This is a genomic window from Olsenella uli (assembly GCF_016900775.1).
Classification (GTDB): domain Bacteria; phylum Actinomycetota; class Coriobacteriia; order Coriobacteriales; family Atopobiaceae; genus Thermophilibacter; species Thermophilibacter uli_A.
Genome location: NZ_JACJKN010000019.1, coordinates 24,401 through 47,894 on the forward strand (window position 1 = coordinate 24,401; position 23,494 = coordinate 47,894).

General features: G+C 70.0%; 23 protein-coding genes and 1 riboswitch. Of the genes, 2 read left to right on the forward strand and 21 right to left on the reverse strand.

Features of this window, described 5'->3' with window-relative positions:
• Positions 1-2 precede the first annotated feature (2 nt).
• The 15 genes from rnc to H6A23_RS10160 form a co-directional block, all read right to left on the reverse strand.
• The gene (gene rnc / locus H6A23_RS10090; RefSeq protein ID WP_204832049.1) at positions 3-731 is read right to left on the reverse strand and encodes a ribonuclease III; all 729 of its coding nucleotides are present in this window, start codon (positions 729-731) and stop codon (positions 3-5) included.
• 12 nt (positions 732-743) lie between these two features.
• The gene (locus H6A23_RS10095) at positions 744-983 is read right to left on the reverse strand and encodes an acyl carrier protein (RefSeq protein ID WP_204832050.1); all 240 of its coding nucleotides are present in this window, start codon (positions 981-983) and stop codon (positions 744-746) included.
• Between the two features lie 71 nt (positions 984-1,054).
• Complete coding sequence (gene plsX / locus H6A23_RS10100) at positions 1,055-2,044, reverse strand: phosphate acyltransferase PlsX (RefSeq protein ID WP_204832051.1); 990 nt, start codon at positions 2,042-2,044, stop codon at positions 1,055-1,057.
• A gap of 186 nt (positions 2,045-2,230) precedes the next feature.
• Positions 2,231-2,410: a 50S ribosomal protein L32 gene (rpmF, locus tag H6A23_RS10105; protein WP_075280041.1), complete on the reverse strand. Its 180-nt coding sequence runs from the start codon at positions 2,408-2,410 to the stop codon at positions 2,231-2,233.
• A gap of 123 nt (positions 2,411-2,533) precedes the next feature.
• Positions 2,534-3,115, reverse strand: a complete 582-nt coding sequence (locus H6A23_RS10110; protein ID WP_204832052.1) for a YceD family protein — start codon at positions 3,113-3,115, stop codon at positions 2,534-2,536.
• A gap of 2 nt (positions 3,116-3,117) precedes the next feature.
• Positions 3,118-3,615: an ATPase gene (locus tag H6A23_RS10115; protein ID WP_204832053.1), complete on the reverse strand. Its 498-nt coding sequence runs from the start codon at positions 3,613-3,615 to the stop codon at positions 3,118-3,120.
• A 146-nt stretch (positions 3,616-3,761) separates the two neighbouring features.
• The gene (gene coaD, locus H6A23_RS10120) at positions 3,762-4,271 is read right to left on the reverse strand and encodes a pantetheine-phosphate adenylyltransferase (RefSeq protein ID WP_204832054.1); all 510 of its coding nucleotides are present in this window, start codon (positions 4,269-4,271) and stop codon (positions 3,762-3,764) included.
• Positions 4,272-4,274: 3 nt separating this feature from the next.
• Complete coding sequence (locus H6A23_RS10125) at positions 4,275-4,892, reverse strand: RsmD family RNA methyltransferase (RefSeq protein ID WP_204832055.1); 618 nt, start codon at positions 4,890-4,892, stop codon at positions 4,275-4,277.
• A complete protein-coding gene (locus tag H6A23_RS10130; RefSeq protein WP_204832056.1) occupies positions 4,889-7,051 on the reverse strand; it encodes an ATP-dependent DNA helicase RecG in 2,163 nt (720 codons plus the stop codon). The genes H6A23_RS10125 and H6A23_RS10130 overlap by 4 nt, the downstream gene beginning before the upstream one ends.
• 5 nt (positions 7,052-7,056) lie before the next feature.
• Positions 7,057-8,727, reverse strand: a complete 1,671-nt coding sequence (locus tag H6A23_RS10135; RefSeq protein WP_204832057.1) for a DAK2 domain-containing protein — start codon at positions 8,725-8,727, stop codon at positions 7,057-7,059.
• A 34-nt stretch (positions 8,728-8,761) separates the two neighbouring features.
• Positions 8,762-9,109, reverse strand: a complete 348-nt coding sequence (locus H6A23_RS10140) for an Asp23/Gls24 family envelope stress response protein (protein WP_204832058.1) — start codon at positions 9,107-9,109, stop codon at positions 8,762-8,764.
• A 350-nt stretch (positions 9,110-9,459) separates the two neighbouring features.
• Positions 9,460-10,161, reverse strand: a complete 702-nt coding sequence (dapD, locus tag H6A23_RS10145; protein WP_286165952.1) for a 2,3,4,5-tetrahydropyridine-2,6-dicarboxylate N-acetyltransferase — start codon at positions 10,159-10,161, stop codon at positions 9,460-9,462.
• 566 nt (positions 10,162-10,727) lie between these two features.
• Positions 10,728-11,447 (reverse strand): 4-hydroxy-tetrahydrodipicolinate reductase, encoded by a 720-nt coding sequence (dapB, locus tag H6A23_RS10150; protein ID WP_204832060.1) that lies wholly within the window; start codon positions 11,445-11,447, stop codon positions 10,728-10,730.
• The gene (dapA, locus tag H6A23_RS10155) at positions 11,440-12,330 is read right to left on the reverse strand and encodes a 4-hydroxy-tetrahydrodipicolinate synthase (RefSeq protein WP_204832061.1); all 891 of its coding nucleotides are present in this window, start codon (positions 12,328-12,330) and stop codon (positions 11,440-11,442) included. The genes dapB and dapA overlap by 8 nt, the downstream gene beginning before the upstream one ends.
• A 43-nt stretch (positions 12,331-12,373) precedes the next feature.
• Positions 12,374-13,645, reverse strand: a complete 1,272-nt coding sequence (locus tag H6A23_RS10160) for a diaminopimelate decarboxylase family protein (protein WP_204832062.1) — start codon at positions 13,643-13,645, stop codon at positions 12,374-12,376.
• A gap of 6 nt (positions 13,646-13,651) precedes the next feature.
• A riboswitch (Lysine riboswitch) is annotated at positions 13,652-13,822 on the reverse strand.
• Between the two features lie 77 nt (positions 13,823-13,899).
• On the opposite strand from H6A23_RS10160, the gene H6A23_RS10165 reads away from it, so the two are divergent.
• The gene (locus H6A23_RS10165) at positions 13,900-15,051 is read left to right on the forward strand and encodes an amidohydrolase (RefSeq protein ID WP_204832063.1); all 1,152 of its coding nucleotides are present in this window, start codon (positions 13,900-13,902) and stop codon (positions 15,049-15,051) included.
• A gap of 241 nt (positions 15,052-15,292) precedes the next feature.
• Here H6A23_RS10165 and rpmB read toward each other — a convergent pair whose 3' ends face one another.
• Positions 15,293-15,481: a 50S ribosomal protein L28 gene (gene rpmB, locus H6A23_RS10170; protein ID WP_072371255.1), complete on the reverse strand. Its 189-nt coding sequence runs from the start codon at positions 15,479-15,481 to the stop codon at positions 15,293-15,295.
• Positions 15,482-15,582: 101 nt separating this feature from the next.
• On the reverse strand, positions 15,583-16,941 hold the full coding sequence (locus H6A23_RS10175) for a thiamine diphosphokinase (protein WP_204832064.1): 1,359 nt from the start codon (positions 16,939-16,941) through the stop codon (positions 15,583-15,585).
• A 467-nt stretch (positions 16,942-17,408) separates the two neighbouring features.
• On the opposite strand from H6A23_RS10175, the gene H6A23_RS10180 reads away from it, so the two are divergent.
• Positions 17,409-17,639: an FmdB family zinc ribbon protein gene (locus H6A23_RS10180; protein ID WP_204832065.1), complete on the forward strand. Its 231-nt coding sequence runs from the start codon at positions 17,409-17,411 to the stop codon at positions 17,637-17,639.
• Between the two features lie 418 nt (positions 17,640-18,057).
• On the opposite strand, the gene H6A23_RS10185 is transcribed toward H6A23_RS10180, so the two are convergent.
• From H6A23_RS10185 to H6A23_RS10200, 4 genes are all read right to left on the reverse strand, one after another.
• On the reverse strand, positions 18,058-19,941 hold the full coding sequence (locus H6A23_RS10185) for an ABC transporter ATP-binding protein (protein ID WP_204832066.1): 1,884 nt from the start codon (positions 19,939-19,941) through the stop codon (positions 18,058-18,060).
• Positions 19,934-21,727, reverse strand: a complete 1,794-nt coding sequence (locus H6A23_RS10190) for an ABC transporter ATP-binding protein (protein ID WP_353653061.1) — start codon at positions 21,725-21,727, stop codon at positions 19,934-19,936. Before H6A23_RS10190 ends, H6A23_RS10185 begins: the two co-directional genes overlap by 8 nt.
• Positions 21,724-22,194: a MarR family winged helix-turn-helix transcriptional regulator gene (locus tag H6A23_RS10195; protein ID WP_286165953.1), complete on the reverse strand. Its 471-nt coding sequence runs from the start codon at positions 22,192-22,194 to the stop codon at positions 21,724-21,726. Before H6A23_RS10195 ends, H6A23_RS10190 begins: the two co-directional genes overlap by 4 nt.
• 244 nt (positions 22,195-22,438) lie before the next feature.
• A partial coding sequence (locus tag H6A23_RS10200; RefSeq protein WP_204832067.1) for an N-acetylmuramoyl-L-alanine amidase occupies positions 22,439-23,494 on the reverse strand: 1,056 nt, incomplete at its 5' end.

The window sequence follows — 23,494 nt, forward strand, 5'->3', positions numbered from 1 at the left end:
TGCTAGTTGGTGATGCCGGCGCCCTCGAAGTCGTCCTGCTCGGCATAGCCGAGCCGGACGAGGGCGTCGATCGCGGCGGCGCTCTCCGAGGACTTCTTGGAGGGGCCGGAGCCGCGGCCGATCCTTCTGCCCCCCACCATGGCCACGGAGGTGAACGTGGGGTCGTGGGCGGGGCCGTCCTCCGAGACGAGCTTGTACTCGGGCCCGCAGTGCATGTCGCGCTGGGCGACCTCCTGCAGGCGCGACTTGGGGCTGATGGGCTTCTTCGCGAGCGCCGGGGAGACCTCGGGCCCGAGGGTGCGCATGACGAACTCGTGCGTGACGCCGTAGCCCGCGTCCAGGTAGAGCGCGCCCACGATGGCCTCGTAGACGTTCTCGAGCGCTGAGTGCATGCCGCGCGCGCCCGTGCCGCGCTCGGACTCGCCCATGAGGATGAGCGGGGCCACGCCGATCTTCTCGGCCACGCTCGAGAGCATCCTGCCCGAGACGAGGCTGATCTTGGCCTGCGTGAGCTCGCCCTCGTCCATGTCCGGGAAGCGCCCGTAGAGGTCGGTGGCCACGATGGCGCCGAGGACCGAGTCCCCGAGGAACTCGAGGCGCTCGTAGGAGGCCGCGTGCGACTTGCCCTCGGCGGCCGAGGGGTGCGTGAGCGCGGCCACGATGAGGTCCTGGTTCTCGAAGTGGTGGCCGCAGACCTCCTCGGCCGCGACCACCCTCTGGTGCATCTTCAATGAACGGGCCCCCTACTTGGCGGCCTCGATGGCGGCGACGACCTGGCCCACCGTGACGATGCTGCCCACGGCGTCGTCCTCGAACGTCATGCCGAACTCGTCCTCGAGCGCCGTCACGAGCTCGAGCAGGTCGAAGGAGTCCGCGCCGAGCTCCTTGAGGTTGGTGTCCTCGGTGAGCTGGACGCCCTCCCCGAGCTGCAGCGTGTCGTCGACGACCTCGATGACCTTTGCGAGCGTGGCCTCATGATCCATGGTGTCTCCTTCCCAGGGGGTCTCTCCCCCGTGATTCTACCCATCCGCGCGCGCCGCCCGCGCGCCCGGAGCTAGCCCGCGATCTCGCAGGCGGCGGCGATCTTCTCCGTGAGCCCGGCGCGCACGGCGGCCGCGCAGGCGAGCGTGCCCTGGCAGACGGCGCGCTCGCTCGTGGCGCCGTGGCCCTTCACCACGGGCGCCCGCAGGCCCAGCAGGATGGCGCCGCCGTACTCGTCCCCGGACATCTCGGCGGCGAGCGACTTCAGCGACTTGGCGAGCAGCGCCATGCCGAGCTTGTTGCCGAGGGACTCCCCCATCGCCGCCTTCAGGCGCTTGATGACGAACTTGCCCGTGCCCTCGATGGACTTCAGGGCAACGTTTCCGGTGAAGCCGTCCGCCACGATGACGTCGAAGGTCCCGGCCAGAAGGTCGGTACCCTCGGCGTTGCCCGCGAAGCCGCAGTTGCCGGCCGCGAGCGCCGCGTGATAGGCGAGCGCCATCTCCGAGCCCTTGGTGTCCTCGGAGCCGTTGCAGAGCAGGCCCACGCGCGGGCTCTCCACGCCGAGGACCGCGTGGCTGTAGGCGCGCCCCATGTGGGCGAACTGCACCATGACGTCGGGCTTGACGTCGGCGTTGGCCCCCATGTCGAGAAACACGGTCGGCTTGCCGGAGATGCCCGGGAACGGCAGCGAGAGCGCGGGGCGCTTGATGCCCTTGAGGCGGCCCACGCCGAAGGTCGCGGCCGTGAGCACGGCGCCGGTGGAGCCGGCCGAGAAGAGGCCGTCGGCCTCGCCCGCGCGCACGGCGGCGGCGGCGCGCACGATGCTCGCGTCCTTCTTCACGCGCACGGCGTTGGCGGGGTGCTCGGACATGGCGATGACCTCGGTGGTCACGAGCGCGCGGGCGCGGCCGTGCGAGGCCGCGAAGGGCTCCACGACCTCGGCCGCCCCGGCGACGAGCACCTCGAGCTCCGGGTCGGCGGCGAGCGCCGCCTCGACGCCCGCGAGAAGGACGGGCGGCTCCTTGTCCGCACCCATGACGTCGACGCAGATGGTGGTCATGCTTCCTCCTTAGTGGGGCGCTCCCGCCCCGTCACATACCCCTCCATTATGCCGCAAGTAGCAGGCACGCGTTCTTCTCGCTGGGACTTGCCTAAAAGGGGACTGTCCCCTTTTAGGCAAGGAAACGGGGCCGCCCCGAATGGGACGGCCCCGAAGGCTCAACGCTTGATGGGTGCCGGACGTCGCCTACTCGGTGACGATGACCTCGCGGTCCTTGTAGTGACCGCAGTTGGGGCACACGTGGTGCGGGAGCTTGGGGGCGCCGCACTGGGGGCACACGGAGCGGGCCGAGGCCTCGAGCTTGCTGTTGGCCGAACGACGGGTGTGGGTGGCGCCGCGGCCCTTCTTTTGCTTGGGTACTGCCATGTCAGACTCTCCTGTTCACAAACCTCTGCCCCTCCGCATGCACGGAGATGGCGTATCGCCAGTCATGCGAAGAGACACTATAGCACGACTGGACGAGACAAAGAACACCTCATCAGCAATTCTTCACTCCGCGCCGCCGTCGGGCACGTCCTCGCCGAGGTCGAGCCCCGCGAGCGCGGCGAAGGGCGAGGACGCCATGCGGTCGGCCTCGCGCTCGGCCTCGATCTGCGCGGCGTGCCCGCAGTCCCCCTCGTTGAGGTTGGCGCCGCAGACGGGGCAGAGCCCCGCGCAGTCCTCGCGGCAGAGCACCACGAAGGGCGTCTCCATCACGAGCGCCGAGGCGAGGGCGCCCGAGAGGTCGATGGTGCGGTCCGCGGAGACGAGCTCGAAGTCGGCCTCGTCCTCGTCGTCCGAGAGCCGCTCGGGCTCCTCGAAGAGGTAGTAGCCGTCCACCTCGGCGTCGACGTCGAACTCGGCGTCCTCGAGGCAGCGGTCGCAGGTGCCCGCCACGTGGGCGCGCAGGATGCCCGTCACGAGGATGCCCTCGCCGGAGTTGGTGAGCACGACGTCGTAGTCGATCCCGGAGGGAAGGGCGAAGTCGTGGTCGCCGAGGGAGTAGCCGGGCTCGTCGAGGTGCCCGGCGAGCGACCAGGTGTCGCCCGCGGCCGCGAGGCGCTCGTCGATGGGCAGTATGATTGCGTCCATGGCTACCAGGGCACGTTGTTGGTGGTGTTGCGCGGGCCGGAGTTCTCGTCGAGCGTCTGGCGCACGCGCGTGACCGAGCTCGTGAGGCTCTTGAGGTTCTCCTCGAGGTGGGCGAGCACGGTGTCGGCGTACTCCTCCGCGTTGTAGCGGGTGTCGCGCTCGTACTGGGCAGCCTGGTCGCGGATGCCGTCGGCCTGCTGCTGGGCGAGGCGCACGATCTCCTGGTCGCCCGCGAGGATCATCGCCTGCTGCTGCGCGTCGGCGATGATGGAGCTCGCCTGCTGCTGGGCGCGGTCGATGGTCTCCTGCTCCTCCTTGAGGATGCGGCGCGCGTCCGAGAACTCCTGCGGGAAGACGCGGCGAATCTCGTCCAGGATCTCGTAGATGTCCTGGGCGTCGACGATCTTCTTCTGCCCGCTGTCCATGATCGGGGACTTAGCCTCGGTCACGATCTGCTCGAGCTCGTCGACCAAGCTCTCGATCTCCTCACCTGGCTGCATCTATGGTTCCTTTCGCGTGATTCGTCGGGCGCCGGGCCCGATGGTCGAGCTATATCTCTCAGCATGGTAGCAGATTCGGGCAGGGCGGACGCAGCTGGCGCCCTGCTCAACGAGAACGTCAGGTCCGGCCGCCGCGGGCGGGCGCGTCAGGCGTAGTGGGCGCGCAGGCGCGCGTTCACGTTGGCGGGGACGAGGCTGCTCACGTCCGAGCCCATCGAGGCGATCTCGCGCACGATGGAGGACGAGACGTAGCCGTACTCCGGGCTCGACATGACGAAGACCGACTCGATGTCGGGAGAGAGGTGGAAGTTGAGGTCCGCCTGCTGGAGCTCGTACTCGAAGTCGGTCATCGCGCGCAGGCCCTTGACCACGCCGCCCGCGCCGAGCTCCTTGCAGAAGTCCACGAGCAGCCCGGTGAAGGGCATGACCTCGATGTCGGCGGGCAGCCCCTCGAGCTCGATGGCCTCGCGGATCATCTCCGCGCGCTCCTCGAGGGTAAACGCGGTGCCGCGCCCGTTCTTGTTGACGGAGGCCGCCACGGCCACCGTCACGCGGGGGAAGAGCCGCCGTGCGCGGCGGATGACGTCGATGTGGCCGAGCGTCACCGGGTCGAAGGTCCCCGGGACGACGACGTGGGTGATGGTCTCAGAGCCCATGGCTCACTCCCCTTCCGGGCCCCGGGCGGGGTCGCGCGCGAGCGCGCCCGGGGCGTCATAGGTCAGCAGGTCAACCGTGGAGACGCCGTGCGTCTTGGAGCGGACGAGGCCAAGGCCCGCGCACGCGAGCCCGGGCGTGCGCGCGGCGTGCTCGTACACCACGACGGCGCCGGGCGCGAGCTGGCCCGTCCCCGCGAGCGTGCGGACGAGGCCGCCCACGGCGTCGGCCCCCATGGCGTAGGGCGGGTCGAGGAAGACCACGTCGAAGGGGGCGCCGGGAAGCCTCCTGCCCGCGAGCGCGCAGACGTCGCCCGCGAGCGAGAAGAACTCGTCCGCGCGGGCGCCGAGCGAGGCCGCGCTGCGCCGCACGAGCGCCACGGCCCTGCGGTCGCGGTCCACGAAGGTCGCCCGGGCGGCCCCGCGCGAGAGCAGCTCGAGGCCCATGGCGCCCGACCCCGCGAAGGCGTCGAGCACCGAGCGGCCCGTAAGGTCGAGCCCCATGGCCGAGAGGATCATCGACGCCACGCGCTCGCGCGTGCGGTCCGTCGTCGGACGCGTGACGTCGCGCCCCCTCGGCGCCTCGATGGCGCGGCCGCGCCACTTTCCCCCCACGATCCTCATGCGCGATCAAGCTCCTCGAAGTAGGCGCCGAAGCGGTCTCGCACCTCAAGCGCCATCGCCCGGTGGGCGGGCGCCGCGAGGCGCGGGTCGTCATCGGCGATGGCGCGGGCGTCGGCGTGCGCGGCCTCCACAAGGTCGCGGTCCGCCTCGAGGTCGGAGATCCTGAGCGTCACGCCGCCGTGCTGGCGGTAGCCGAGCACCTCCCCCTCGTGGCGCAGGCGCAGGTCGAGCTCCGCGAGCTCGAAGCCGTCAGACGTCCGCTCGAGCGCGGAGAGGCGGCGCCTCGCGGGCGAGCCGCGCTTGGCGGCGCTCGAGAGGAAGACGGTGCCCGCGACGTCGCCGCGGCCCACGCGGCCGCGCAGCTGGTGCAGGGTCGCGAGGCCAAAGCGGTCGGCGTCGAGCACCACCATGACGGTGGCGTTGGGCACGTCCACGCCCACCTCGACGACCGTCGTGGAGACGAGCACCTGCGTCTTCCCGGCGCGGAAGCGCTCCATGGCGCGGTCCTTCTCGCCCGCCGCCATGCGGCCCGTGAGCAGGTCGCACGAGAGCTCCGGCAGGACGTGCGAGCGCAGGTCGGCAAGCGTCGAGGTGGCCGAGCGCAGGCGCGGCGCGGCCGAGGTGAGCCCCTCGGGGACGTCGTCGAGCTCGGCGCCGTCGTCCGCGTCGTCGACGAGGGGGCATATCACGTAGGCCTGGCGCCCCGCCGCCGCGGCCTCGCGGATGGCGCCCCAGGCAAGGTCCAGGTTGTCCGGCGTCACGAGCCGGGTCTCCATGCCGGCCCCCGGGCGCGGGCGGTGGCGGATCTCCGAGAGCTCCACGTCCCCGTAGAGCGAGAGCGCGAGCGTGCGCGGGATGGGCGTGGCCGTCATGGCCAGAAGGTCCGCGCCGGCCCCCTTGCGCCGGAGCGCGGCGCGCTGGTCCACGCCAAAGCGGTGCTGCTCGTCGATCACCGCGAGCGAGAGCGCGGCGAACTCCACCCCCTCGGAGAGCAGCGCCGTCGTCCCAAAGAGCACCGTGAGCTCGCCGCGCGCGGCGGCCATCTCGGCGAGGGCGCGCTCGTCGGCGGGCGTGGAGCCGGTCACGAGGGCCCAGCTCACGCGCGCCTCGTCGAGCACGGGGCCGAGCTTCTCGGCGTACTGCCGCGCGAGGACGGAGGTGGGCGCCATGACGGCGGCCTGGGTCCCGGTGTCCGCCACGGCGGCGAGCGCCACGGCGGCCACGGCGGTCTTGCCGGTGCCCACGTCTCCCAGCAGCAGGCGGTTCATCACGCGGGGGGCCGCCATGTCGGCCAGGATCTGGTCGGCGGCGGCGCGCTGCTCCGCGGTGAGCGAGAAGGGCAGCGCGGCGAGAAGGGCGTCCATGTGCGGGCCCGAGGTCACGTGCGAGACCGGCTCCACGCCGGCGAGCTCCACGCTCTGGCGGCAGAGCAGGGCGAGCTGCAGGCAGAGGAGCTCGTCGTAGGCGAGCCTCCTCCGGGCGCGGCCGGCGGCGGCCACCGACGTGGGGAAGTGCACCTCCCGCAGGGCGCGGGCGAGCGTCATGAGGCCGTGGCCGGCGGCAAGGCCCGCCGGCAGCCAGTCGCAGACGTCGCCCACGTCGGCCAGGGCCGCGGCCACGATGCGGCGCATCCACGAGGCGCTGACGCCCTCCCCCACCGGGTGGATCGGCAGCACGCGCGCGTAGCCGCCCGCCCCGGCGGCCGGCCCCAGAACCTCGTGGAAGGGGGCCTTCATGCGCTTGAAGCCGTAGGAGAACTCCACCTTGCCGGAGAGGGCCACCCGGTCGCCGACGTGCACCTGCTCGGCGATCCAGGGCTGGCGGAAGAAGGTGGCCACGAGCACGCCCGTCTCGTCCACCACCGAGAGCTCAACGATCTGCATGCGGGGGCGGGGGCGCTTGAGCTCCACGCGGTCGACCGTGGCCACGATCGTGGCGTCCGTACCCACGTCGGCCAGGGCGATCGTGGTCACCCGCGTGAAGTCGAGGTAGCGGTGCGGCACGTGCAGCATGAGGTCGCGCACGCGCGCGAGGCCGAGGCGGCGCAGCGCCTCCTCGCGCGCGCCCGAGACGTAGCGCAGCCGCGACACAGAGTCGGAGAGGGCGCAGGTTCGCTGCACCCTCTCCGCGGCTGACGGTATGGACGGGCGGCCCCCCAAAGCGCCTACTCTATGGAGAAGATCACCGGGTAGAGGGGCTGCTCGCCGCGGTGCGGGTCGACCTCGAGGTCGGGCTGGGCCTCCTCGATGGCAGCGACGAGCGCCTCGAAGGACTCGTCGTCCATGTCCTGGCCGGCGAGGATGGTGAGCGAGTCGCCCTCCTCCTCGTCCTGCATCTTGGCGATGAGGTCGAGCGTCACCTGCGCGACGTCGGAGCCCACCACGTCGATGGAGTCATCCTGGATGCCCATGACGTCGCCCGCGTGGATGGGGCTGCCGTCGGCGGCCTGCGAGTCGCGCACCGCGGTGGTGACCTCGCCGCCGCGGACGTCGGCGATGGCCTCGGTCATGGCCGCCACGTTGTCCTCGAGCGTGCCCTCCGGGTCCACGACGAACATGGCAGAGAAGCCCTGGAGCACGGTCTTGGTGGGCACCACGGCCACCTTGGCGTCCTCGCAGGCCGAGGCGGCCGCCTCGGCGGCCATGCGGATGTTGCCGTTGCCGGGAAGCACGATCACGCTCTCGGCGTTCACCTGCTCGATGGCGGCGAGGATGTCGGCCGTCGACGGGTTCATCGTCTGCCCGCCGGAGACCACCACGTCCACGCCGAGCGAGCGCAGGATCTCCTCTTCGCCCGAGCCCGCGGCCACGGCCACGAAGCCGAGGGCCTTCCGCGGCCCGTCCTTCTCGCCCGCCGCGCCGGCCTGGTCGGCCGCGATCTTGGCCGTGCGGTCGTGGGACTCCATGTCCATGTTGTGGATGAAGACCTCGTAGACCTGGCCGAACTGGAGCATGTACTCGAGCACGCGGTTGGGCTCGTTGGAGTGCACGTGCACCTTGAAGTCGGGGTAGGCGCCCACGATGAGCTCGCAGTCGCCGAGCGTGGCGAGGTAGGCGAGGGACACGTCGACGTCGAAGTCCTTCTCGGCCTTGAAGAGGAACTCGTTGCAGTAGCGGTACTCCGAGCCCTCCCAGTCGTCGTTGAGCTCGATCTGCACCTTGGCGGAGACGTCGGCCTTGGCGTCGACGGTGGTCTTGAAGTCGGTGAGCTCGCCGGCCTTGCCGGTGGCGGCGTTCACGAAGGCCTCGAGGAACGTGGCAAAGCCGAAGGCGCCCGAGTCCACCACGCCGTTCTCCTTGAGGACGGGCAGCAGCTCGGGCGTGCGGGCCACGGACTCGTAAGCCTCGACGACGAGCGCGTCGAGCATCTCGTGGCAGGTCATGTCGCGGCGCTTCTCCAGCTGGTCGGCCTTGGCCGAGACGTCGCGCAGGACCGTGAGGATGGTGCCCTCGACCGGCTTGCGCACGGCCTTGAAGGCCACCTTCACGCCGCGGCGCCAGGCGTGCGCGATGTCGGCCGGCGTGGGGTGCTCCTGGTTCTTGGCGTCGCAGAGGCCCTCGGCGATGCCGCGCAGGATCTGGCTCGTGATGACGCCCGAGTTGCCGCGCGCGCCCATGAGCGAGCCGTGCGTGATGGCCTTGGCGATGTCGTCGATCGAGGCGCTCGCGGGAAGGGCCTCGACCTCCTTGACCACAGTGTTGAGCGTGAGGGACATGTTCGTGCCGGTGTCGCCGTCGGGGACCGGGAACACGTTGAGCTTGTTGATCTCCTCCGCACGGTCGGCCACGACCTTGGCGGCGACGGGGAAGCAGGTGCGGATGACGGTCGAAATCATCTTGGGGTACCTCGGTTCTTCTCGACGGGGGCGCCTAGCGCGCGTTGCGCAGTCCCACGATGTGCACCTTCACGTCAACGCTCTCGAGCTCGGCGATCTGCTTGAGCAGGAACTTCACGGAGCTCGTGAGGTTGCTCACGACGGAGGACATGTTGACGCCCTGCTCCACAATCACGTGGAGGTCCACCGCGACGCGGCCGCCCGCCGAGGCGACGTCGATGCCCTTCCTCAGGCGGAAGGACGGCAGCAAGCGGGCGACGCCGGCCTGCTCGTCGATCTCGGCCATGCCGACGACGCCGTAGCACTCGAGCGCGGCGTAGCCGGCGAGGTCGGCGATGCAGTCGTTTGACACCCTCAGCGTTCCCGGAACGACACCAGACATGTGGTCTCCTCTCGCTGGCAGGAAGTGCGCCTTCTCGGAATCCATCTGATTATAGCGCGGGCGAGAAGAACGCGGGCGGCGCGGGGGCCGGCGCCGACCGGAATCCGTCGCGGGACCCCCGCACGGCGGGCATGCGGGGCCTTGGCGACGGTTTTCCCTCCAGAAGCGTCGTTTCGGCCCCGCGCGGCAACTCCGCGGGGCCGAAACGACGATCCTCTCTTCAGAACTGTCGCCGCGGCCCCGCACGCACGTCATGCGGGGCCGAGGCGACGATCCCACCTACGGAGGTGTCGCCAGACCCCCGCGCACCCGCCGCGCGGGGCCGAGGCGACGCTCTTCGTCCGGCGCCCCTACAGCTGGCGGAGCGCTTCCACAAGCCCGGTCTTGCCGTCCGTCCGCTCGTCGCGCATCTTGATGACGCGCGCCGGCACGCCGGCCACGACGGCGCCCGCGGGGACGTCCTCCACGCAGACGGCGCCAGCCGCCACGACGGCGCCCTCCCCCACGCGCACGCCCTCGAGCACCACCGCGTTGGCGCCGATCATGACGCCGTCCTCCACGACGACGGGCGTGGCGCTCGCGGGCTCCACCACGCCGGCGAGCACGGTCCCGGCGCCCACGTGGCAGTTCCGGCCCACGATGGCGCGGCCGCCGAGCACGGCGCCCATGTCGATCATGGTGCCCGCGCCGATGACGGCCCCGATGTTGATGACGGCACCCATCATGATGACGGCGTTGTCGCCGATCTCCACGCGGTCGCGGATGATGGCGCCCGGCTCGATGCGCGCGTTCACGTCCTTGAGGTCGAGGAGCGGCACCGCGGAGTTGCGCCGGTCCGCCTCCACGTCCGCGTACTCGATGGCATCCGCGTTGGCGAGAAGGACGGGCTCGATCTCGGCCCACTCGCCGAGGACGACGCGGCCCTCGGGCCCGCCGTAGACGTGGGCGTCTCCCCAGTCCAGGCGCGCGCCGTCCTTCTCGCGCACATACAGCTTGACGGGCGTCTTCTTTGGCGCCGTCGCGATGAAGTCGATGATCTCCTGCGCGTCCATGTGTCTCCTTCCGTGGCGGCCCCTGCCGCGTCTCGTCTCCTCCATGGTAGCGGCTCCCGGCGCCGGGCCGGGCCGGACCGTTCGTCGGGCGAGCGCTCAGTTCCGGAACTGCGCACGAGCCAGCGCACATTTCCGGAACTGAGTGGCGCCTCGCGTCCGCTTGCCCCGCGGCCCGTGCAACCCCGACGTTCCCGCAGGCGCCGGCACGCCAGGATGTCGGTCCTCCGGCCGGTCACGTTCACGCAGGTCGAGGTCGCGCGCCGCCGGCGAGGCCTCGTAGCCTGGCACTCAAATCCGAATCTGAGTACGGGTCGTTACTCATTTCCGGAACTGAGCAGCGGCTCGTACTCAGTTCCAGATTTGAGCGCCGGCCATGCTCCCCGGCTACGCCAAATCGCGGGTTGCGCGTCCGCTTCGCGCCGAACGGCGGCTCAAATCCGGATTTGAGTCGGGACCTGCACTCAGTTCCGGAACTGCGTACGCCGCCGTGCGCAAATCCGGAACTGAGTGCCGCGACGACGCCCCGCCGGCGCGCCGTCCTTCTCGCCCCAGGGCGAGAAGGACGATCAGCCGAACATCAGCTCGTCGAAGTCGTAGAACCCCGCGGGCTGCTCGAGCAGGCGGGCGGCCGCCGCGACGGCTCCGGTGACGAAGATCTGCCGGCTCGCGGCGCGGTGCGTGAGACAGACCTCCTCGTCGACGCCGAAGAAGTGCACCTCGTGCGTGCCGGCGACGGTGCCGCCCCGGATGGCGTGTATGCCGATCTCGCCGGGGACGCGCGCGCCCACCTGGCCGGCGCGCCCGTTCACCACGCGGCGCCCCCCCTCCGGATCGATGGCCGCGAGCAGCGCCTTTGCCGTGCCGGAGGGCGCGTCGACCTTCTGGTTGTGGTGGGTCTCCACGATCTCGACGTCCCAGTCGGGCAGGGCCTTCGCCACGAGCGCCGTGGCGTGGCGCAGGGCCGCGACGCCGAGCGAGTAGTTGGACGCCCAGATCACGCGGTTCGTCTCGCCGAGCGCGCGCAGCTCGCCCAGCTGTCCCTCCGAGAGGCCCGTGGTGCCGGAGACCACCGCCGCGCCCGTGCGGCGGGCGTAGGCCAGCGTGTGCGGCAGCGACGCGGGCGCGGAGAAGTCCACGGCCACGTCCGCCGCCGGCGCCGCCTCATCCAGCTCGTCGACGGTATCCACGTCATAGGAGCCGAGAAGCTCGAAGCCGCGGGCGGCCAGCTCCTCCAGCACGAGGCGGCCCATGCGCCCGGCGCCGCCGATGACGATCGCGCTAGCCAAGGAGACCGACCCCCCTCATGGCCGCGACGAGGCGCTCGCGGCCGGCGTCGGAGATCTGCCAGAGCGGCTGGCGGTAGTGCTCGCCGATCATGCCCATCTCGGCGAGGGCGCACTTGACCGGGATCGGGTTGACCTCGCAGAAGAGGGCGTGGATGAGCTCGAGGTTCTCCAGCTGCGCGCGGCGCGCGGCCGCGACGTCGCCGGCGAGGAAGTCCGCGCACATCTGGTGCACCGTGGCGGGCGCGACGTCGGCCCACACGGAGATGACGCCCTTGGCGCCGAGGCTCATGAGCGGCACCACGATGTCGTCGTTGCCGGAGAACATGCGGAAGTCGTCCGTGAGGTAGCGGGCGGCCATGGTTGCGTAGCTGATGGAGCCGGAGGCCTCCTTGAGGCCCCACGCGTTGGGGTGGGCGGCAAGGCGTGCGAGGTTCTTCTCGCTGATGGAGCAGCCGGTGCGGCCGGGGATGTTGTAGAGGATGCACGGCACGTCCACCTTGTCGAGGACGGCGGTGAAGTGGCGGTAGATGCCCTCCTCGTTGGACTTGTTGTAGTACGGCGTGATGAGCAAGAGGCCGTCCACGCCCACCTTCACGAGGCCCGCGGCCTTGCGCTCGGACTCGAAGGTGGCGTTGGAGCCGGCGCCGCCGATCACGGGGACGCGGCCGGCCACGCGCTCCACCACGCAGCGGGCGACCTCGAGGTCCTCCTCGTCGGTCATCGTGGAGGACTCGCCGGTGGTGCCGAGCACGAGGATGCCGTCGGTGCCGTTTGCCAGGTGGAAGTCCACGAGGCGCTCGAGCGCGGGAAAGTCGACGGAGCCGTCCTCGGAAAACGGCGTGACGAGCGCGACGATCGATCCGGTCAGGTTGGTCATGTCCATGGCGATTCCTTTCTCCTGTACGAAGGGGCGTGCAAGGGGACGGTCACTTTTGCACGAGGGTGGCGAAGTAGTCGGAGGGCTTCTCGGCGCGGCGGATGAGCTCGCAGGAGCCATCCTCGCGCAGCAGCACCTCCGCGGACCGAAGCCGGCCGTTGTAGTTGTAGCCCATCGAGTAGCCGTGGGCCCCGGTGTCGTGGATGACGAGCAGGTCGCCGCGCTCGACCTCGGGAAGCTCTCGGTCCACGGCGAACTTGTCGTTGTTCTCGCAGAGGCAGCCCGTGACGTCGTAGGTGCGCGTGGCGGGCCACGAGGACTTGTCCGGGCCGCCCGCCTGCCCCATCACGGTGATGTGGTGGTAGGCGCCGTACATGGCGGGGCGGATGAGGTCGACGGCGCTCGCGTCCACGCCGAGGTAGTCCTTGTAGATGTTCTTCTCGTGGATGGCGCGCGTGACCAGGCAGCCGTAGGGGCCCATCATGAAGCGACCCATCTCCGCGTAGATGGCCACGTCACCCATGCCGGCGGGCACGAGCACCTCCTCGAAGGCGCGCCGCACCCCCTCGCCGATGGCGCGGATGTCGCAGGGCTCCTCGTCCGGCCGGTACGGGATGCCCACGCCCCCGGAGAGGTTAACAAAGCCCACGTGCGCCCCGGTCTCATCGCGCAGGCGGACCGCCAGCCCAAAGAGGATACGCGCGAGCGCGGGATAGTAGTCGTTGCCGTGGGTGTTGCTGGCGAGAAACGCGTGCAGCCCCAGCGTGGTGCAGCCGCGCCCCACGAGCATGCGGTACGCCTCGAAGAGCTGCTCCTCGGTCATGCCGTACTTGGAGTCGCCCGGGTTGTCCATGATGCCGTTGGCCAGGCGGAAGAGCCCGCCGGGGTTGAAGCGGCAGCTCGCGACCTCAGCCACCGGCCCGGCGACCTCCTCGAAGAACGGGATGTGCGAGATGTCGTCGAAGTTCACGATGGCGCCGAGCTCGCGCGCGAGGCGGAAGTCCTCGGCCGGGGTGTCGTTGGACGAGAACATGATCTTCTCGCCCGGCACGCCGAGCGCGCGGGCGATGAGGAGCTCCGTGTAGCTGGAGCAGTCGCAGCCGCAGCCGTACTCCAGCAAGATCTTGATAAGCGCGGGATTGGGGTTGGCCTTGACGGCGAAGTACTCCCTGAAGCCCGGGTTCCACGAGAAGGCGTCGAGCACCGCCTCCGCGTTTCTGCGGATGCCGGCCTCGTCATACAGGTGGAAGGGGGTGGGGTACCGCTCGGCGATGCCAACGAGCTGGTCGGTGGCCACAAAAGGCTGCTTCATGCACGTCATGCAAGCTCCCTTGATAGCGCTCCTGCAGGTTTCATGCAGACAGTCCTGCGGGTCTTTCCCGCAGGCCCACCCCGCGCCCGCGCCCGGGCGCCGAGTTCGGCGGGCTCGCCTCCCCGCGGGGTCGTGACGCCTGCCGGCTGCCCCGCGGATCTTCTCGCCCGCGCCTCTATCGAGTGAGGTCACTCTAGCACGAGCGCGCCCGCGCACGCCCGGAAATGCGCGGCTGATATACTCTCGTAACGATTGGAGGACCCATGCCTGACGAGAAGAACCCGGAGCTCGCCGCCCTCACGCGCTGGCGACGCGACCTGCACCGCATTCCCGAGCTCGACTTCGAGCTGCCCGAGACCACGGCCTACGTGCGGGGCGTGCTCGACGGGCTCTCCTGCGAGGTGTGGGAGCCGTGCCCGGGCGCGCTCTGCGCGTACTTCGACCTCGGCCGGCCCGAGACGGTGGCCCTGCGCGCGGACATGGACGCCCTGCCCGTGGCGGAGGCGACGGGCGCCCCGTACGCGAGCGAGCATCCCGGGCGCATGCACGCCTGCGGGCACGACGGCCACATGGCGATGGCGCTCGGCGCCGCGGCGTGGGTGGGGCGCGTGATGACGGGCCGCGAGCCGGGGACGCGCGCCGAGGACCTGCCGAGAAACGTGCTTCTCGTGTTCCAGCCCGCCGAGGAGACCACGGGCGGCGCGCGGGTCGTCTGCGAGAGCGGCGTCTTCGGGCGCGTGGGCGCCACGCGGATCTTTGGCTTCCACCTCTGGCCCGACCTGCCCGCGGGCGCGCTGGCCTCCCGCCCGGGCCCGCTCCTCGCGCGCTCGAGCGAGACCACGGCGCGCTTTCACGGGCGCTCGAGCCACATCGCCCGCTGGCAGGAGGGCGCGGACGCGCTGGCCGCGGTCACGCGCTTCGTGCCGTCGGCCGAGGCCATGTGCGGGCGGCTCGCGCGCGAGAAGGGCGAGCCCTGCCTGCTGCGCTTCGGGCGGCTCGAGGCCGGGACGGTGAGAAACGCGATCGCCGGCGAGGCACGGGCCGAGGGGAGCCTGCGCGTCTTCTCGGACGAGATGTTCGACCGCGCGCGAGGCGCGCTGCGCACGCTTGCCGAGGGCGCCGCGAGGACCGAGGGATGCTCGGTGGAGCTGACCTTCTCCGAGGGCTACCCGCCCGTGACCAACGACGCGGCGCTCTTCTCGCTCGTGGAGCGGACGCTGCCGGGGATTGCGCGCGTCGAGGAGCCGCTGCTCATCGCCGAGGACTTCGCGTTCTACCAGCGGTGCCTGCCGGGGGTGTTCCTGCTGCTCGGCACGGGGACGGGGACGCCCCTCCATGCGGACACGTTCGACTTCGACGAGCGGGTGCTGCTTGCGGGGGTGGAGACGTACCGGCGGCTGCTGCGGATGGCGTAGCGCGGCCCCGGGGCCCGGGAGGGGCGCTTGGGGGCACTCGCGAGTGCGGTCGGACGAGCGGTCTTGTGGCCGCACTCGTACGCCCCGCCGGGGTTTCAGGCCGCACTTCTCGCCTTTTTCACGCGAGTGCGGGCGCACTTGTGGAGGGCACTCGCGAATGCGGGCGATAGGGGCTCAGACATGCACGCAAAAGGGGAGGCCGCCGAGGCGACCTCCCCTTGCTCGTTCGATGTGCGCAGGACTAGCTGCGGGCAATCTTGCCGGACTTGAGGCAACGAGAGCAGACGTTGGCCTTGCGACGGTGACCGTCAACGACGACGGTGACGCGCTGGATGTTCGGCTTGAACGTGCGGTTCACCACACGGTGGGAGTGGCTGATGGAATGACCGGCAACGGCGTGCTTGCCGCAGAACTCACAGACCTTGGACATGCTCGTACCTCCTCGGGGGCGCGGCGCTCTCTCGCGCCCGCATCTTTCATAGCCGTACGAATATAGCACATGCGGTGGCGGCTGCAACAAGAAACCCCAACTTATTGTGGCTTTTTTGTCGCGTCGAGCAGGAAGGCCGCCACGGCGCCGGCGCGGCAGACGACCTCGGCGTCCGGGCTGGTGACCACGTTGGAAATCCCGAGGTCGTCGAGCAGGCCCATCGGCTTGTCGTCGAGCTCCCAGCGCATGCCGCGCTCGTCGATGCGCGTGCCGGGGGCCACGGCGACGGCGGAGAAGGTGCGCCCCACGGCATCCGGGCCGAGCCTCCACGCGCGCTCCCCCGCCTCGGAGACGACCCTCATCTCGTAGCCGTCCTCGACGATGCGCGCGGACGCCGCCCCGGAGCTGGCGAGCTGGCCCACGACGGCAAGCGCGTGGTCCGGGCGGCCGCCCGAGGCGCAGGTGACGGTGAGGGCGAGCGGGGCCTCGTGCCGGGAGGCCTCGTGGTGCGCGCAGTCGAGCGCGAGGGCGAGGTCGGTCGCGTACTTCTCCGAGGGGAAGGAGACGCACGTGCGGGCGGCAGAGGACGCCCACGCCTCGGCGACGGAGGACGCGGAGTCGCCGTCGCCGCAGAAGACGTCGGGGGCGACGCCCGCCGCGCGGCAGGCATCCGCCCCGCCGTCGGCGCAGATGACGTAGTCGGACGCCTCGGCGAGCCGGGCGACGAGGGCAGGCGCGCTCGGCTCCGGGGAGCCGGCCACCACGAGCGCGCGAAGCGGGTCCCCCGCCGCGCGGGCGGGGCGCTCGTAGTCGCGCAGGAGGGCGAGCGAGAGCTCGGCGTAGCCGTGGACGAAGACGTCGCACCACGGGCGGACGTCCTCCTCGCGGCGGCCGTCGTGGTCGTTCATGAGGCCGACGACGGGAAAGCCCGCGCGACGCGCGGTCCGCACCCCAAAGGGGGCGTCCTCGAAGACCCAGGTGGACGAGCGCGGCGTGCCCAGGCGGCGAGCCGCCTCGAGGTAGACGTCCGGGAACTCCTTGTCACGGCCGCCCACGTCCTCGGTGCTCACAACGTCGGCGAAGTAGTCCGCGAGGTCGTTCGCCGCAAGCGCGCAGCGCAGCTCGCGGACCGGCGTCGAGGAGGCGAGGACCATCGGAACCCCCGCCGCCGCCAGCTCGTCAAGAAACTCGCGGGCGCCGGGCATGAGCGGGACCTCGTGCTCGTAGGCGTAACGCACGTGGGCGCACATGGCCTCGTAGACCTCGTCGACCGAGGACCCCGCGCCGTACTCGTCGTGCAGAAGCGCGCAGCCGTCGCGCAGCGAGATGGACTCGACGCGCTCCATCGAGACCCCCTCGACGCCGTAGCGCTCGCAGAGCCACACGAATGCGTGCGACCACATCCCCATCGAGTCGACGAGCGTCCCGTCACAGTCAAAGATCGCGCCCGTGATCTCCATTGCTCCCCCGTCCGTTCGAATGAGCTCACAGGCGCATGATAGCAAGCTGAGGGGCCCGCGCCCAGAGGGCGCGCCACTGAATCGTGGCACGCCGACGCCGAATCGTGCGCAGTTGGTCCCTTGGTGCGAAAAAAATGAGCCCGCAACGCGCAGTTGGCCCCTTGGTGCGAAGCACTTTCCGGCCCTTTCGCCCACACATCCCCTCTCGCCCGCCAGCCAGCTGGGGTTCTTCTGGCCCAGAGGCCCGCCATGCTTGGCAAACCCGGAAATTGCTCGCACCAAGGGGCTGACTGCGCGGAATCGAGCCGCCTTTTCGCACCAAGGGGCTGACTGCGCGAAAGACGTTCCCGTGTCATGCGTCCGCCGTTTGCGAGAAGCGCGTGTACGGGCAAAACGCCGAGCATGCGAGCTGCGAGTTTGGGTAAAGTAACATGCGTTTGGACATCTGGAGCTTCACGGAGGAAACCATGGCACGCTATGACTATCACTGCCCTGAGTGCGGCGCGACGTTCGAGGTCGAGCACCCGATGAGTGCACACCCCAAGGTCAGCTGCCCCAGCTGCGGTCGCGAGGCCGAGCGCGTCTTCGACCCCTCCGGCATCGTCTTCAAGGGCTCGGGCTTCTACAACACCGACCAGCGCAACAAGGGCGGCGCGCCCAAGAGCGAGAAGTGCGAGAGCTGCGGGGCCTGCGACTAGCCCCGCCAAATAACGCGGAGATGCGACGAGCGCGACCGTCCCGACGGTCGCGCTCGTCGTTTGTCGGCCGCTCGGCCGCAGGCACGTGCCGACCGCAGGGAGACCTCGATGAGTGAGCGTCATACCAGACAGAACGAGAAGGAGACGTGCCGAATCGAAAGCTCGCTGGAATCCAGCGAGCTCTCCGCAGGCTGGGGGCCACATCCATTGAGGGGCCACGCTTCATCCCGAGCGCGACCCGGCCTCGGAGCAGGCGCTCGAACGTGGCAGCCGGGCGATGCCCCACGTTGTTGTTTGGGGAGCCATGGCAATCGCCGTCGGACGCCAACAGGGCGTTCTTCCCGATGCGTTGCGACTCCTGGGGTTATGGCTAACTGATTTCTGCCATAACCCCCAGTTCGACGACGCCGGGGCCCCGCTATGCGAACTGCGACCGGTAGAGCTCCGCATACGCCCCGCCCGCGGCGAGCAGCTCCGCATGCGTGCCCTGCTCGATGATGGTACCCTTCTCCATCACGAGGATGAGGTCGGCGTCCACAATCGTCGAGAGCCGGTGCGCGATCACGAAGCTCGTGCGGTTCTCCATGATGGCCTCCATCGCGCGAACGATGGCCTGCTCAGTGCGGGTGTCCACACTCGAGGTCGCCTCGTCGAGGATGAGGATCGCCGGGTCGGTGAGCATGGCGCGCGCAATGGTGAGCAGCTGGCGCTGGCCCTGAGAGATGTTCTCAGCGTCGTTGGAGAGCATCGTGTCGTAGCCGTGCGGGAGCGTGCGCACGAAGAAGTCCACGTGCGCGGCGCGAGCGGCCGCCTCCACCTCCTCGCGCGTGGCGCCGGGCTTGCCGTAGGCGATGTTCTCCGCGATGGTGCCCTCGAAGAGCCAGGCGTCCTGCAGCACCATGCCAAACTGGCGGCGCAGCTCCGCGCGCGTGAGCTCGCGGGTGTCCACGCCGTCGAGCGTGATCCGCCCGCCGTCCACCTCGTAGAAGCGCATGAGCAGGTTGATGAGGGTCGTCTTGCCCGCGCCCGTGGCGCCGACGATGGCGACCTTCTGCCCGGGCTCGGCCACGAGCGAGACGTCGCGCATGAGCGGGCGGTCCGGCGCGTAGCCAAAGCGCACGTGCTCGAAGGCCACGCGGCCGCGCACGGGCTCGGGCAGCTCGGCGGGCACCGCCGGGTCGGGCACGACCTCGTCCTCGTCCAGGAACGCGAACACGCGCTCGGCTGCGGCAAGCGCGCCCTGGAGCATGTTCACCGTGAGGGCGAGCTGCGTGAAGGGCTCGGACGCCTGCATGACGTACTGGAAGAACGCCTGGAAGACGCCCACGGAGATCTGCCCCATCACGAGCATGCCGCCCGCGAGAAGGCCGATGGTCACCTGGCAGAGGCGCATGAGCAGGCGGATGGCGGGCGCGATGGCGTTGGTCACGAAGTCGGCGTCGCCCGAGGTCTCGGCGAGGCGCTCGGCGGCCTCGGCCACCTCCGCGAGGCTCGCGTCCTCACGCCCGAAGGCCTTGATGACGGCGCGGCCCGAGTACGCCTCCTCCACGCGCCCGGTGAGGTCGCCGAGGGCGGCCTGGCGGGCGGCGGCGAGCTTCAGGGTGCGCGCGGTCACGAGCTTGGTCGCCACGCTCGCCACGATGCCGAAGACCACGAACACGCCCGTGAGCATGAGGTCGTAGGTCGCCATGAGGACGACGGCGCCGCCGACCATGCACACGGCGATGAGCAGCTGGAGGAGCCCGCGCTGCAGCACCTCGGAGACCTTGTCGAGGTCGTTGGTTGCGCGGCTGATGGTGTCCCCGGGCTGGTGCGCGTCGTAGTAGGCGAGTGGCAGGCGCGAGAGCTTCTCGCCGATCCGGCGGCGAAGGCCGAGGTTCAGCCGCTCCGCGAAGCTCGCCATGACGAGCACCTGCACCGTGTAGGCCGCCCACGCGGCCGTCCAGATGCCGAGGAACGTGAGGATCTGCAGGCCGCCGTTCTCGAGCGTCACCACGAAGGGGGCCCCGGTCTCGAAGGTGGCCTGGATGTTGCCCCAGAGCAGGTCGATGAGCCCCGCGCTGTAGGCGGTGGCGCCAAGCGACCCCGCCACATAGAGCACGGAGCACGCGGCGGCCACGACGAGACGCCAGCGCTGCCCGCGGGCGGCGTCCCAGAGGCGCCGCGCGGTCCCGAGCGCGTCCTCGGGCACCTCGAGCCCCTCCTCGGAGGCGTCCGGCGCCGCGTCGCGCCCGGAGGGCGTCTTCCCCCGCTCGAGCTCTGCGAGCTCGTCGAGCTCGACGTTCTTCTCGCTGCTAGGCATGGGCGTCCTCCCCCCTGGACTGGGACTCTGCGATGGCTCGGTACGTGGGGCAGCCGGCCATGAGCTCGTCGTGGGTACCCAGGCCCACGACCTCGCCGTCGTGCAGGACGACGATCTGGTCGGCGTCGTGGATGGTGCTCACGCGCTGGGCGATGATGAGCGTCGCCGCGCCGGCGAGCTCTCCCGCGAGCGCGTGGCGCAGCGCGGCGTCGGTCTTGTAGTCAAGCGCGGAGAACGAGTCGTCAAAGACGTAGAGGTCGGCCCTGCGCACGAGCGCACGAGCGATGGCGAGGCGCTGGCGCTGACCGCCGGAGAAGTTGGTGCCGCCCTGGGCCACGCGCGTCCCCAGCCCCTCGGGAAGCTCGCGCACGAAGCCCGCCTGCGCCACGTCGAGCGCGTGCCAGAGCCGGTCGTTGCCCGCCCCCGCGTCCCCATGCCGCAGGTTCTCCGCCACGGTGCCCGAGAAGAGCCACGCCTTCTGCGGCACGTAGGCGATGCGACGGCGGAGCTCGTCCTGCGAGAGGCGGCGCACGTCTACGCCCTCGAACGCGAGGCTGCCCCCCGTGACGTCGTTGAAGCGCAGCAGGAGCTTGGCCACCGTGGACTTGCCCGAGCCGGTGTTGCCGATGATGGCCGTGGTCTGGCCGCGGCGCAGGGTGAAGGAGATGTCGTGCAGCGTGTCCTCGTCGGCGTCGGAGAAGCGCAGGCTCGCGTGGTCGAAGCGCGCGACCTCGTCCCCGGGGGCGCCCTCCCCCGCCGCGGGCGCGAGCCGCGCCGGGGCATCGTCGTCCTCGATCTCGGGCTCGCGGGAGAGCACCTCGGCGGCGCGCGTAAGGCACGCCAGGGCGCGCGGCACCTGGAGGATGGCGAACTGCGCCATCATGAGGAACATCATGATGAGCATCGCGTACTCCACGAGCGCGCTGATCGAGCCGATCTGCATGGCGTGGGCGCCCACGCGGTCCGCGCCGACCCACATAATCGCGGCCTCGACGGCGTTCATGAGGAAGAACGTGATGGAGTCCGTGAGCGCGAAGACGAGGTTCACGCGGATGGCGTTGGTGGCGAAATCCTCGAACGTCTCCCCGAGGCGGCCGCGCTCGCGAGCCTCCTTGCCGAAGGCGCGGATTACGCGCACGCCGGTGATGGACTCGCGCAGGCGGGTGTTCATGTTGTCGATGAAGCCCTGCAGGCGCGTGAAGATGGGCGCGGACTTGGCCACGGCGAGCGCGCAGATGCCGATGACCACGAGCGTCACGGCCAGGAGCACCCAGCCCATGACCACGTCCGTGGAGAACGCGAGCGCCACCGCGATCACGCACGCGAGCGGCACCGGAAAGATCATGAGGATGGACATGAGCAGCGTCTGCTGCACCACGTTGGCGTCCGAGAGCGTGCGCGTGATCATGGAGCCGGTGCCGAAGGCGTTGAAGTCCGAGCCCGAGAACGCGAGCGACGCGTCGTAGACCCGCGTCCGCAGGTCGCGCCCCACCTTGGCGCACAGGCGCGAGGCGAGAAAGACGGTGGTGAGGTAGCCGCCCGACCCCACGAGGGCGGCGATGAGCATGGCCACGCCGTGCCCCATGAGGGCCGACATGTCGCGCGTGTTGACGGCGACGTTCACCATGGCGGAGAGCTGCGTCGGGATGAAGAGCATCCCCGTCATGTCGCAGATCGCCGCCGCGAAGATGGCGGCGAGAAGCCCCTTGTACGGCGAGACGAGGCTCAGCAGAAGCCGCGCGGAGGTGCGCTTGCTGTAGTCCCGCCTCCTCTGTCTCTTGCTCACTCGGTTGCTCCCCTCTCCCTCAGTCTGGTGAGCTCGTCGTCTATGGCGCGCGCGTAGGCATCTGCCAGGCGCAGGAACTCCGCGCGCTCCTCGGGAAGGAGCGTGCCGAACGCCCGGTCCTCGGCCTCGATGGCGGGCACGATGCGCTCGTCCGCGAAGGCGCGGCCCTCCGGCGTGAGCGACACCACCTTGGAGCGTCGGTCGCCCTCGGACGAGGCCAGCTCCACGAGCCCGCGCGCCTCGAGCGTCTTGAGCGCGGAGTTGACCGTCTGCCGCGAGTACGAGAACTCCTCGGCGATGCGAGCCTGCGTGGCGCTGCCGCCCGAGACCTCGATCGCGTAGAGGATCCAATACGCGGTCTCCGAGAGCCCGCACCCGCGCGCGAGCTCGTAGTAGACCTTGTCGGTCTTCTGGTAGAGGACGTCGAGCTCTCGTGCGCTCATGACCTCGGGCTTGTTTGTCTCCATGGCCCCGCTCCGTCGTGCTTCCCAACGTGCGGAAGGCAAGGTTAGTCCGAGTTCGGACGTTTGTCAAGCGGGGCGGCGCGTCCGCATTAACGCGCACTCGCGCACGCCTCCGAGCTGCCCAACAGGGCAAATGCCGAGAAGGACGTGCGCGAGTGCGCGTTAATCACGTGGCCCTGCCAAAGGCGGCGCGATTCATGAAATCGCGCCGCCTTTTTACCGCTCGAGTTGCCCGACAGGGCTGCCGTTATGAAATCCGCTGCGCGTACTCCCAGATGCCTGCAGCAAGCTGCTCGGCAATCTGCTGCTTGCGCGCCTGGTACTGGGCCATGTCGCTCGAGTTGTCAATGAAGCAGATCTCGAGAAGGACGGCGGGGATGTCACCGCCGACGACGGCGAACTGTTCCTGCTTCTGGCCGCGGTCGTAGAGACCCGTACCATTGACAAGATGCTTGTGCATGATGTCCTGAAGCTCGGCGGAGCCGGGAGCGGCATGCGCGCTGTGGATGTAGCTCTCGGAGCCGGTCGCGCTCCCGTTGAAGCTGTTGAAGTGGATGGAAACGAGGAAGTCGCACTCGTTGGCCTCGGCCTCGTCCTGGCGATCGCTGTAGTTGGTGTCGCCGTGCGTCACCACGTCAAGGCCATACTTGCTGCGGACGATGTCGGCCACCATCTTGACGAGCTCCTCGGTGAGCTTGTACTCCTGATAGCCCGAGCCGCTCGCGCCGGGGTCAAAGCCCGCACCGCCGCTCGCGCCGTGGCCAGAGTCAAGGTAGACGCGAACGGTGGCCACGATGAGGCGCCCGTCGTTATCGCTCGTGTAGGTCTTGCCGTTGACGGAGACGCGCTCGTTACGCGCGACATAACCCGTTGCCTCGTCGCCATAGAAGAGGCTCTTCTTGCCAGCAAGATCGGCCTCGAAGAGGTCAACCTCAGCATAGAGGTGACCGTCGAAGCTCGTGAGGTAGTAGCGCTGGAGGGCTCCCTCGGTCATTGCGCCCGTCACCTGCCAGCCAGCGCCTGAGACGAAGTTCTCAATCAGCTTGCCATCGTTGTCCGCAACCTGCACGAACTTTCCGGAGCTTGAGAGCTCGAAGCGCTTCGTCCCGCGCAGGACGTAGCCGGCCTCGGTGCCGAAGTAGGCAGAGCCCTCGGCAACGAAGTAGCCCGTCTTCGCGCCATGGGTAGTGGCGTCCACCCAGTAGCGCTGGAGGCCCTGGCCGTACGCGTCGGAGACCACCCAGCCGGGGCCCGCGAGGCGCCCGTCGTTGTCGGCCAGGTAGACGTAGGTCTTACCGTCCTC

Coding starts and splice junctions, on each gene's coding strand:
- H6A23_RS10095 (WP_204832050.1), bottom strand. CDS start 983: ATGGATCATGAGGCCACGCTCGCAAAGGTCATCGAGGTCGTCGACGAC.
- plsX (WP_204832051.1), bottom strand. CDS start 2,044: ATGACCACCATCTGCGTCGACGTCATGGGTGCGGACAAGGAGCCGCCC.
- rpmF (WP_075280041.1), bottom strand. CDS start 2,410: ATGGCAGTACCCAAGCAAAAGAAGGGCCGCGGCGCCACCCACACCCGT.
- H6A23_RS10110 (WP_204832052.1), bottom strand. CDS start 3,115: ATGGACGCAATCATACTGCCCATCGACGAGCGCCTCGCGGCCGCGGGC.
- H6A23_RS10115 (WP_204832053.1), bottom strand. CDS start 3,615: ATGCAGCCAGGTGAGGAGATCGAGAGCTTGGTCGACGAGCTCGAGCAG.
- coaD (WP_204832054.1), bottom strand. CDS start 4,271: ATGGGCTCTGAGACCATCACCCACGTCGTCGTCCCGGGGACCTTCGAC.
- H6A23_RS10125 (WP_204832055.1), bottom strand. CDS start 4,892: ATGAGGATCGTGGGGGGAAAGTGGCGCGGCCGCGCCATCGAGGCGCCG.
- H6A23_RS10135 (WP_204832057.1), bottom strand. CDS start 8,727: ATGATTTCGACCGTCATCCGCACCTGCTTCCCCGTCGCCGCCAAGGTC.
- H6A23_RS10140 (WP_204832058.1), bottom strand. CDS start 9,109: ATGTCTGGTGTCGTTCCGGGAACGCTGAGGGTGTCAAACGACTGCATC.
- dapD (WP_286165952.1), bottom strand. CDS start 10,161: ATGGACGCGCAGGAGATCATCGACTTCATCGCGACGGCGCCAAAGAAG.
- dapA (WP_204832061.1), bottom strand. CDS start 12,330: ATGGACATGACCAACCTGACCGGATCGATCGTCGCGCTCGTCACGCCG.
- H6A23_RS10160 (WP_204832062.1), bottom strand. CDS start 13,645: ATGACGTGCATGAAGCAGCCTTTTGTGGCCACCGACCAGCTCGTTGGC.
- H6A23_RS10165 (WP_204832063.1), top strand. CDS start 13,900: ATGCCTGACGAGAAGAACCCGGAGCTCGCCGCCCTCACGCGCTGGCGA.
- rpmB (WP_072371255.1), bottom strand. CDS start 15,481: ATGTCCAAGGTCTGTGAGTTCTGCGGCAAGCACGCCGTTGCCGGTCAT.
- H6A23_RS10175 (WP_204832064.1), bottom strand. CDS start 16,941: ATGGAGATCACGGGCGCGATCTTTGACTGTGACGGGACGCTCGTCGAC.
- H6A23_RS10180 (WP_204832065.1), top strand. CDS start 17,409: ATGGCACGCTATGACTATCACTGCCCTGAGTGCGGCGCGACGTTCGAG.
- H6A23_RS10185 (WP_204832066.1), bottom strand. CDS start 19,941: ATGCCTAGCAGCGAGAAGAACGTCGAGCTCGACGAGCTCGCAGAGCTC.
- H6A23_RS10195 (WP_286165953.1), bottom strand. CDS start 22,194: ATGGAGACAAACAAGCCCGAGGTCATGAGCGCACGAGAGCTCGACGTC.